We start from the raw sequence: 9,184 nt of genomic DNA on the forward strand, positions 1-9,184 counted from the left end.
CATCTTCGGCATTCAGGGTCACATCCCCCGTTAACGCCTTGCCATTTACTTTCCGTGCATTCGGCACTGCATTTTCTGCCAGTTCCTTAGTTCCCACCAAACCGAGGTTTTTCACAAACTCAGGTTTGTTTGGAATATCCGCTCCATTCTTGTTTTTCTCCAAACGTGTATTGGCATTATTATTTGCATTAGCCGCATTTTGGTTTGCAGTGTTAGCTAAAGATTTAGCCTCACTCACTTTAGCGTCAGTTTGGGCTGTGTTATAAGCGCCAACATCCCCCGCATTCAGTGTAATATCCGCCGACAGCACCTTACCATTCACCTTACGACCAGACGGAACGCGACCATTAGCATTATTATCCGCCGCCTTCGCCAAATCATACGCCGCCTTCACCGCTTTCGGTGTTGCTGCATGAGTTTCGCTATTGCTATCTACCGCGCTGCTCAGAATAACAAATCCCTTTTCTTTCAGCGTTGCATCAGGATGGTTACGACTTTTTGCGTGTTTCTCTATGGAATCATCCACATACTCACGCGTAGCCAAAATCACAGACGGATCAACTTTCAATGTCACCGCATTAGCGCTGCTGACAATCAGAATCATGCGAATAGTCTGGGTACGGCCGGAACCTTCCTGCAATTGGGGTTTGTAGGTTTCCGCACAGTTACCTACGGCAATCAGGATGCCATCTTTGTCAAACAGGCCGATTTCACGGATCCACCAGCCACCTTCATTTTCAGGAATAACCTGCTCTGCAATGATTTGGTTGGTGTTTTTAGGATCAATGCTCAGCGTGTTAATCGCGGCACGACGTTTTTCGTTAATCAGTTTGGTTTGTTTGGTATCTGGCGTCGGCAGGCTGCCACCACCATCACCAACGGCCATATGGGTAATTTCAATTTTTGTACCCAATGCCGCAGCATTTGCCAACTTATCTGCACCTAACTGTGTCAGTAGCGCAAAAAATTTGGTACTCATGATCTAATCCTCATGTCATCTATAATATGTACGCCCGCGCCCACAACTTCTGAGCCGGATACCGTTACTTGTTCCGGGAAATAAGGGTAAACTGTCAGTTCGTCACCACTGTATGTCGCCGCTGAGTAGTGATATTCACCACGTGTATCCAGATTGATGTCCAACCCAATCAGATGTCGGCTCACTGGCTTGGCATCAAAAATCAGGTTTTCCAGTTCCTCGAACATCTCATGGGTGATGCCGTTTTCCAGTACGCCAATATCCAATCGGAAGGTGCCCGGAGTATCGTTGGTCTGCCACCATTCTTTTACGCGGATGAGATACCCCAGCGGTTCAACGACCCGCCGAATCGCACCAATCGTTCCTTTATGTTTATGCAGGAACAATGAACTTTTGATCACTTCCCTTTTGGTGCTCTCAGACCAACGTTCGTCCCAGCGATCGACTGACCATGCCCATGCCAGATAAGGCAGAAGTGATGCCGGACAAGTGTCCGGGTTCCACAGTTCACGTAGCGGAACCTTGACCTTTTGCAATTGAGCGCAAGCTTTAGCCGCCGCAAGTTCTAACTGGGTTGAGCCCACCGGCAGAAGGCGATCATTCATCCGAGCCTCCCATCGTCAATGTGGTCTTGGTGCAGTAAGAAGCCTGAGTTTTATCCAGCACCACGTCTTTTAACGGTGCTTTCAGTTCTACACGCTGGATACCTTCTACATGCAGTGCGGCATAAATCGCCGACAAACGAATGTCACGCCCCAGACGATGCTGTGCTTCAACATAGCGTTTTAGTTTTTGTTCAGCCGCTTTGCGGATAGGTTCTGATTCCGGTGTCGGGAAAATGTACAGCACCGCATCAATCTCATATTCCACAATGTTCGCTGACTGAACTTTCAGGCGATCGGCCACTGGACGCACGTTTTCGTCATTCAGCGCTTTTTCGACTTTCTCCAATAGTTCTTTGGAAGCAACACCCTTGTCTTCACGGGACATAATTGTCACTGTGACGTTAGCCGGCGATGGGCTGATTGCCGAAGCATCCGCAACACGGCCATCCGCACTGCGGGCATGGTATTCATAAGCACCGACCGGGCCAGCTACGCTCAAACCTTCAAAAGCCTGTGGAATGCGCACACGGTAGTCGTTATCAGACTCCATCACTGCGGGGGTTGGTGGTATGGTGGAGTTATCCGCAGGACGTAAGATCATGCGGGGTACGTTATTATTCGCACCCAATTGATCCAAATCGCTGCCTGTCGAATAGGCCACCATCACGGCCCGAGCTGCTTCGTTAACCCGTTGACGCAAGAGCAGTTCACGATAAACGTTCTCTTCCAGCAACTTGACCAAAGGCTCGGACTCCAGTTGCAAGGTACGAGCAATAGCCTCTTGCTGATCTTCTGGGTAGAGCGAGATCAATCCTTTTTTGCGCTCTTCCAGCAGTTGTTCATAATCCAGTGGCTCAACCACATCCGGTGGTGGCAACTGGCTTAAATCGATTGTTGGCATTGCTTACCTCACCGGAATCGAAAGTGAAAATTCTTTGGCGGATTGATGATAAGTACCCGTAATATCCACCACCATTCTGCCGTCCTGTAGGGTTTCCATCGTGATGGACGTCAGCGTCACACGTGGCTCCCAACGACTGATTGCGGTATAGCTGGCAGCCATAACCTGAAGCCGGAGCGCCGAGTTCTGTGGCCAGTCGATCAGTTCCGGTAGTAAAGAGCCGTAGGTGCGACGTGCAATACGGCTGCCCACCGGGGTTAATAAAATGTCGCTGACGGATTGCCGGACATGAGCCAGATCTGTCAACTCCCGGCCCGTCTGCCGGTTCATTCCCAGGTACATCATACGGGGCCTCCTGATGTGTCACCGCCTGACCTGATGCCGGTGTGTTTATGGGAATCCACGACCACGCCGTTGGAACTGAATGTGCCTCCGGTGTGTTCAATATTGCCCGTCATTTTGCCGCCGTTGCGCACAATCAAGTTGCCTGTGCTCATCAGCTGCGTACAGATGACTTCCGGTGTATCCAGCGTAATTCGGGTACTGGCGACACAGGTGATTTCCGGCGCGGTAATATGGACGGAATCCGATGCAGTCACTGTCGCGGTTTTGATGCCAGTCACAGTCAATGCGCCGGATTGCGGTTCATACTCCATTACGGCACCGTCCGGAAACTTAATATGTGTCGCTTCAGGTGATGTTGATGGAGCCGGAAACTCATCTGAAAAAATCGCAGGCAACACAAAGGCGGTGGTCAGTTCTCCGCCTATGGACAGTAATAAAACCTGCTCACCGACACTGGGCGCCCACCATGTGCGGGAGTTTCCCGCTCTGGATGTCAGCCAGTGCAGCCAGTTGGTTTCAAGATTGCCTGTCGCGACCCGGCACATTCCCTTTGTGGTGTCCACTTGGGTAATGACGCCTGTTCGGATCAGGTTGCGCAATAAGCGCATCAGTTCAGTGAGTTGTGTGTTCATGACGTAAGAATGCCATGAAAAAGCAGGCCAGACATTAAACCGGGGTTGTAAGAAACAACATACAAATCCAGCGATAAAATCTTTTTAAATCAATAAAATAAAAGCCTTCCCTCAGAATGAAAAAAGGCTTTTCGCTATCTTTTGATTGGAACTGAAAGGCATTAAGACAACATGCGATTATTCTGGCTTACACTGCCGGACAACATCACGTACATACTGTTGCAAATAGTCTAATTTGGCTTGATCGCCGATGATCCCGGCTCGGATATCGTAAATAGTGCGTCCAGCTTTTGCAGTGAGTTCGACTTGGGTTCCATCGCCCACGCTGCGGGTGCCGGTATCTCGGCTTTGGGTGAGCTGGCAGGTAGCAAGGTTGGCGGCGGCGATTTGCACCCGCCGATGACCAGCAGTAATGTCAGCACGTAGAACCGAATTTTCTTCGGTGACATGAGCTAATTTTCCTGAATAATATTCATCCAATTCTGCCACCCGATTTTGTGCAGTTTTCATTTGTTGAATGGCAGCCAGTGTTTCTGAACTCGCTTTTTGGTTAATGGCAACGAGTTGTGCAGCATGTTGTTGTTTCAAATTGGTTATGTCATTCAGAAACAAGGAACGATGCCCCCACCAACCAAGATTAATGCCAATTATCAAGCTCACAATTAAAGGCACCTTTTTCATCGCACCTATTCCTAACTTAATTCCCGACAAATTTGTTCAGCCTCCCGGTTACACATCTTTCGGTGCTTGATTTATCAGCTCACTGACAATCTTGGCTGATTTTGACGCGGGTTCTAATTCCAGATTTTCCAGGATGTTCTTCAGGATCAGAGTTCGTTTCATCTGCTCCCGACGGTTGAGACGATAGGTTAAGATGCCGAGGGAAATGCTGGCAAACGCGCCAAGCACAAAACTCCACTCATATAAAGAAAGTCCGGAAAAAATGGCAGTGGTACTGGCACAGGCGTAGGTGGCGTGGCTGTATTTATCCATATATTCCCCTTAATCCCAAAGCTGGATCATGGGCTTGCTGGCAGCAGGCATGAATTCCGGCATTTCAACTTTCGTTCCATGAGGCAACACCGCGCCAAAATCAGCCAGCCCGGGATTTGCCTGCAATACACGTTCAGTCATTCCTAATGTACGACCGTAATGGCGCCAACAAATGGCATCAATTGTTTCATTCTGTTGTGCGATAACTTGCATACACTCTCCTTTTTCTTTGCAGAAAATAGTCAGTAAATAGAAGAGTTATGATCGAATAATCGGAAAAATGCCTCAATGAGATGAGATTGTTAGGGGGATAATACAAATGAATAGCAATTTTGTTGATTTCAGTAAGCACAAAGGCAGGAAATAACGCCTGCCTTTGTGCTGTTTTTTTATCTTATCAAGATCTATTGGAGGATATCTATGAACCGCCATATTTAATCCGGCAGCCAGCTATCATCCTCCCAGACGTTTTGAATAAGTTCCATTATGTGTTCTTGTTCGCTGCTTTTTTTTGTCCCTGTCACTCTTACGGAGGTGCTACTACTGACTGCAATTCTAAAATGTGTATCAGGATAGTGTGGTAATATTCTTTTTCTTAATTCATTTTCAAGTGCAGACATAACTGCTTCAGAAACATTAGCTCGTTTATCGAAAAGTATTTCTATGCGCATCCTTTTCTCCTGCTAAATCTATTCTTCTATCGAACCTGAATTCCTTAACATTTTGTTACTGGTCACCTCATTATCTAACAAGTCACCATCCAGTTTACTTTGGTAACTATTAAACCTTTTTTCATAAGGTGCAGATAGCTCCGCTATCCAAACCAGTGCCAGCTCTTTGTCTTCCGCATGATTGCATTCGCAACTTGTTGCCATTCGAGCAATGAAATTGATACGTTGCGCTACCAATGATTCCATAAGAGATTCCACTGATCTATCTGCCTCCATATAAGAAACTGTATGTATATACAGTACACGTAATAAGATTAAATTTAAAGTAGTTTTTACCTTTTTTGGTGATTAAATTTGATAGTTAATAACTATTGCCTGCTGTTTTAGCAGAAAAATTTGCCAATTTGGTGGGTTTTTCCACTATGTGAATTCTATGATCCCGATAACACTGAAACTGTTCATCCGTACAGTTATTGACAGAACTCCAAGATGAGAATTTTTTGCTTCTTTTATAAACAATCCGTTCTGGTGTAGAAGTTGTATTCGTTTTAGGAACTATGCTCCATTGATGAATACGTGTGCAGATAAATTCCATACTGGATAGAAATGGTGATGTCACACCTTGTATGGAGTGAACATCTTCACCATAAGGACTGCCAAACGGGATATGTTTGTAAGACAGGCGAATAACCAAATCGCGACGAGCAACCCACGGCCCACCCTGTGCTTGGGTATAAGCAGCCCAATTACCTTCATCGGCTGCCTGTAAAACCGCATTGATTTTGGTATCAGACAAACGTATTTCTCTGAGGCGACGTAATTCGCGCCAAACTGAAACCGGAGCGCCTCCAATTTGTTGGAATTGCCGAATACGCCAACGACTCGCCCAGGCTGTCACTGATTTCGCCATATCGCGCAAGGATTCGCCGGTTTCATGATCAGTTTCCTCTTCCAGTGCATAGCCATCAATATTTTTGGAAATGTACTTGGCAATATAGCCAGTTGCACTGCCTTTATTGGGATCTATCGCCCGATAATCAAAGCGTACTTTTTTAGCGTCATCGCTCTTTAGTTCGTTCTGCTCTTCCTGACAGGCATAATGCCCAAGAATCTCTCTGACCTGCCGCAAATGTTCGGGTAGCATGAACAACACCATATGCCAATGAGGAGTACCATCATGATGGGGTTCCACAACGCGGAAGCCAAATATATTGATCCCTGCCCGGGCAATGGCAGCACGAGCTTTGGCCCAAACACCGCACAAATAACGCTGGGTATCACTCGGCGTAGCGCCATCCCAATATTTGACAAATCCCCCCTGATGCTGAACAGCATGATATTTCGCAGGAGCCGTAATAGTATAAAATTCCCCGACACAGTGCATTTTATCAGCGACATTTTCGAAACCGCGCATTCTTACCATCAACTCACAACGCCGAATCGCGGGATTAGCATTACTATGAACAACCGAATCTGCCAGTGAAATTCGTTCTCCTTCTTCATTTTCCAAATCAAAATGTTTGAAGAATTCACGGTTACGCCGTTTTTGTTCCAGCCATTCCCTCAGTGCTTGCCGTGAAACATAAGGAGAAGCAGCTTGCTGTACCTGCCCGACTGCAATCGCCATATGCTCAGATTGAACATCACGCAGGCGCTTTAAGCGGCAATACCACCAGCGGGCTGACATCATGCGTAACATCCCCGAACAGAGTTGATCTATAGATGGCGCTTTACGCCCACGCTTGAAACGATTCCAATAAGGCGGGTTCGTATTACATTGCAAAGTCAGCTTTGCCAACAATTCATATAACTTAGCAACACGGGAAAATAGCTCATTATCCCCTTCAAAGGAGGCTGGTAGATGCTGTTGGGAGTACGCTAAAGAATAGTGTTCATAATTGCCGGAAATAAAAACGGCTACTTCATGAGCCAGTTTCAAGAGTTGTTTACGATCATATGTCGCCACCTTTTCCAGTTGCGCAATAAAAGGAAAAGGCGCTATACCAGAAACATAATGGTTGAATTGGTATCTTTTCTTTACTAACTGTAATCGTGGCAAAACATTTTGCCCGACCGTTTTTCGCAGGAAAGAATTTGCATCACGGCGGCCTGAACGGTGAAAGATATCAACATAACGGCGGCTGAAATATTTCGCCAGAAAGTCCGGCATCTGCCCGATATACTGGTGACGCCATTGATGATCGTCTGCGTTGACTTCCCATAATAAACGTTCTGCCATTGAAACACCTTGCGGTATGTTCGGCTGGAACATAGCAGTTTGTTTGTGATTAGCAATAGAGTAATCACCATTATGTTTATTAGCAGTAAGATCACTATTCATCAATTTCACCCTATTGAAGGTATGCGTGTGCCTGGCGTACTCATGCCATATGTCAGCAATGTTTCAGCTATGTCTCAGCTATGTCTCAAAACCTGCGTTTAGAAAACCGTGTTAATTAGGGCGTACCGGGAGATAGTGTCAGGTACTTTGGAAACTGACTAACAACAACCTTAATATGGTTCATCGCCTTGATCAGCGCTCTTTTTTCCTCTTGGGTAAAGTGGTTGAATTCACTGTCGTGGCGGGAGCGCGGGATATTCGCTAAATAGAGAATGGCGGATAACGCCCGCTTGTTCTCTTCGTAGTGGCTGTCCCTTTTATCACGCATATCAGCAAAAAAACGATTTAACTCCTTTTCATCGTCACCCCAGTACGTTGCCCGAATTCTCGACAAATGATTCAATCCTTCCAGCCGCTGTCCGAGGTTTATTTGGGCAAATTTTTCTTTCTCAGTATTCGCCATGTTTTCCCTCAACATTTTCCTACAGAATCCTTTCTGACCATTCTCAATACCATTTCTGAAATATTTTTATATGGGGCATAAAGATTGAAATCTGGGCGTTCATGATGCAATATCTCTTATTGGTTTTCAGCTTAACCAATCTGGGCCCATCAAAGATCTCAATTCAAGAACTTTTATGGGATACTAATAGCTCTTATCTGTACTGTCAATGAAAAATACCAATATTGAGATCAAAATGGGGGCCGATAGTGGGGGAAGACCTGCTATTGAACGTCTTGTCCGCGCATATGGATTTAAGTCACGCCAGGCCCTAAGTGACCATTTGGGAGTTTCCAAAAGCACGATGGCAAACCGCTACCTTCGTGATAGTTTTCCGGCGGATTGGATCATCCAGTGCAATCTCGAAACCGGAGCCTCACTGCTGTGGCTGAGCACGGGTCAGGGAGAAATATTTCCAGATGGAGAGAGTGAAAAGAAAACAGAGCGACTGGAAGATATCATTGCTCCGTCGATCTCTCGTGTAAAGCTGTCAGGAGGCAGGCTAAACGAAGCTCCCCCTGTGATTTTGGATAGTGAATTAATTTCCAAGGAACTCAAAAATCCACTGGTTGTTGATGATGGTTCTGCATGGTATCTGCTGGATACTCAGGAAGATAATATCCAGGATGGCCTATGGCTGGTGGATATTGAAGGCATGCACAGCATCAAGAAGATTGCCAAAATCCCTATCAGTAAGATTCGTGTCAGTGATAATGATGTCACTTTTGATTGTGCAATCAGCGACATTCAATTTATCGGCCGCGTTGCTCTGGTCATTTCCAGACAATAAAAATCCGGCATAAAACGGTTTCCATCAAGGTTATCTCTATCCATCAGGATAACCTTGATGGCGTTTAATGGCGCTCACTTGCAATTTCCGCAGGAATATTCCGCCTGTAATGCTTAGCGCGTTTTACTCGTCATGTGAACGCCGAATCCGATACAAGACATGCTCCCTCAATGGGTGATCTTCTGCTAATGCAGGGTGGAAAAACGTTTTTTCATCCCTTATCATCCCCAACTTTTTCATGACACTCTCAGAACGATAATTAGAGACAGTCGTGAAAGCGTAACCATTCACCAGCCCTGTATTGACTAGCAGGAAAGCAGATTAAAGACATCCGGATAGGGCTGTTTTCGGGTCACCGCTGTCGCGATTTCACTGAGTACATCCAGTGCCGATAATCCCCGTTGTTTGCAGGTTTCCACCACCGA

General features: G+C 46.2%; 13 protein-coding genes. 1 reads left to right on the plus strand and 12 read right to left on the minus strand.

All coding sequences use genetic code 11. The features are described from left to right. The 12 genes from AAC854_RS19830 to AAC854_RS19885 form a co-directional block, all read right to left on the minus strand. The coding region (locus AAC854_RS19830) for a phage tail protein (RefSeq protein WP_340618622.1) at positions 1 to 979 on the minus strand (979 nt) is incomplete at its 3' end. Continuing rightward, positions 976 to 1,584, minus strand: coding sequence for a phage tail protein I (locus AAC854_RS19835; protein ID WP_340618623.1), 609 nt, complete (start codon positions 1,582 to 1,584; stop codon positions 976 to 978). The genes AAC854_RS19830 and AAC854_RS19835, both read right to left, overlap by 4 nt. Then, positions 1,577 to 2,485, minus strand: a complete 909-nt coding sequence (locus AAC854_RS19840; protein WP_273548059.1) for a baseplate assembly protein — start codon at positions 2,483 to 2,485, stop codon at positions 1,577 to 1,579. Before AAC854_RS19840 ends, AAC854_RS19835 begins: the two co-directional genes overlap by 8 nt. A 3-nt stretch (positions 2,486 to 2,488) precedes the next feature. Then, positions 2,489 to 2,830, minus strand: coding sequence for a GPW/gp25 family protein (locus AAC854_RS19845; RefSeq protein ID WP_340618624.1), 342 nt, complete (start codon positions 2,828 to 2,830; stop codon positions 2,489 to 2,491). After that, positions 2,827 to 3,462: a phage baseplate assembly protein V gene (locus tag AAC854_RS19850; RefSeq protein ID WP_099113846.1), complete on the minus strand. Its 636-nt coding sequence runs from the start codon at positions 3,460 to 3,462 to the stop codon at positions 2,827 to 2,829. The genes AAC854_RS19845 and AAC854_RS19850 overlap by 4 nt, the downstream gene beginning before the upstream one ends. Before the next feature lie 177 nt (positions 3,463 to 3,639). Then, positions 3,640 to 4,143, minus strand: a complete 504-nt coding sequence (locus AAC854_RS19855; protein ID WP_340618625.1) for a lysis system i-spanin subunit Rz — start codon at positions 4,141 to 4,143, stop codon at positions 3,640 to 3,642. Between the two features lie 48 nt (positions 4,144 to 4,191). Then, positions 4,192 to 4,455, minus strand: coding sequence for a hypothetical protein (locus AAC854_RS19860; protein ID WP_340618626.1), 264 nt, complete (start codon positions 4,453 to 4,455; stop codon positions 4,192 to 4,194). Between the two features lie 9 nt (positions 4,456 to 4,464). Further along, the gene (locus AAC854_RS19865) at positions 4,465 to 4,668 is read right to left on the minus strand and encodes a tail protein X (RefSeq protein ID WP_099113849.1); all 204 of its coding nucleotides are present in this window, start codon (positions 4,666 to 4,668) and stop codon (positions 4,465 to 4,467) included. A 221-nt stretch (positions 4,669 to 4,889) separates the two neighbouring features. Then, positions 4,890 to 5,126 (minus strand): DinI-like family protein, encoded by a 237-nt coding sequence (locus AAC854_RS19870; protein WP_340618627.1) that lies wholly within the window; start codon positions 5,124 to 5,126, stop codon positions 4,890 to 4,892. A gap of 18 nt (positions 5,127 to 5,144) precedes the next feature. Continuing rightward, a complete protein-coding gene (locus AAC854_RS19875; protein WP_187655521.1) occupies positions 5,145 to 5,372 on the minus strand; it encodes a hypothetical protein in 228 nt (75 codons plus the stop codon). 115 nt (positions 5,373 to 5,487) lie between these two features. Further along, entirely contained in the window at positions 5,488 to 7,467 is a 1,980-nt protein-coding gene (locus tag AAC854_RS19880) for a replication endonuclease (protein ID WP_340618628.1), read from the minus strand. Positions 7,468 to 7,582: 115 nt separating this feature from the next. Continuing rightward, positions 7,583 to 7,930 (minus strand): DUF5347 domain-containing protein, encoded by a 348-nt coding sequence (locus AAC854_RS19885; protein ID WP_340618629.1) that lies wholly within the window; start codon positions 7,928 to 7,930, stop codon positions 7,583 to 7,585. A 208-nt stretch (positions 7,931 to 8,138) separates the two neighbouring features. Here AAC854_RS19885 and AAC854_RS19890 point away from each other — a divergent pair, with 208 nt between their 5' ends. Further along, positions 8,139 to 8,759 (plus strand): phage repressor protein CI, encoded by a 621-nt coding sequence (locus AAC854_RS19890; RefSeq protein ID WP_099113854.1) that lies wholly within the window; start codon positions 8,139 to 8,141, stop codon positions 8,757 to 8,759. The last annotated feature ends 425 nt before the right edge of the window (positions 8,760 to 9,184 follow it).

It is taken from the genome of Xenorhabdus entomophaga (assembly GCF_037996725.1).
Taxonomy (GTDB): Bacteria; Pseudomonadota; Gammaproteobacteria; order Enterobacterales; family Enterobacteriaceae; genus Xenorhabdus; species Xenorhabdus khoisanae.

Excerpts from the sequence above, each read along its gene's own strand:
- AAC854_RS19835 (WP_340618623.1), bottom strand. The coding sequence starts at position 1,584 with ATGAATGATCGCCTTCTGCCGGTGGGCTCAACCCAGTTAGAACTTGCG.
- AAC854_RS19840 (WP_273548059.1), bottom strand. The coding sequence starts at position 2,485 with ATGCCAACAATCGATTTAAGCCAGTTGCCACCACCGGATGTGGTTGAG.
- AAC854_RS19845 (WP_340618624.1), bottom strand. The coding sequence starts at position 2,830 with ATGATGTACCTGGGAATGAACCGGCAGACGGGCCGGGAGTTGACAGAT.
- AAC854_RS19850 (WP_099113846.1), bottom strand. The coding sequence starts at position 3,462 with ATGAACACACAACTCACTGAACTGATGCGCTTATTGCGCAACCTGATC.
- AAC854_RS19855 (WP_340618625.1), bottom strand. The coding sequence starts at position 4,143 with ATGAAAAAGGTGCCTTTAATTGTGAGCTTGATAATTGGCATTAATCTT.
- AAC854_RS19860 (WP_340618626.1), bottom strand. The coding sequence starts at position 4,455 with ATGGATAAATACAGCCACGCCACCTACGCCTGTGCCAGTACCACTGCC.
- AAC854_RS19865 (WP_099113849.1), bottom strand. The coding sequence starts at position 4,668 with ATGCAAGTTATCGCACAACAGAATGAAACAATTGATGCCATTTGTTGG.
- AAC854_RS19870 (WP_340618627.1), bottom strand. The coding sequence starts at position 5,126 with ATGCGCATAGAAATACTTTTCGATAAACGAGCTAATGTTTCTGAAGCA.
- AAC854_RS19875 (WP_187655521.1), bottom strand. The coding sequence starts at position 5,372 with ATGGAATCATTGGTAGCGCAACGTATCAATTTCATTGCTCGAATGGCA.
- AAC854_RS19880 (WP_340618628.1), bottom strand. The coding sequence starts at position 7,467 with ATGAATAGTGATCTTACTGCTAATAAACATAATGGTGATTACTCTATT.
- AAC854_RS19885 (WP_340618629.1), bottom strand. The coding sequence starts at position 7,930 with ATGGCGAATACTGAGAAAGAAAAATTTGCCCAAATAAACCTCGGACAG.
- AAC854_RS19890 (WP_099113854.1), top strand. The coding sequence starts at position 8,139 with ATGAAAAATACCAATATTGAGATCAAAATGGGGGCCGATAGTGGGGGA.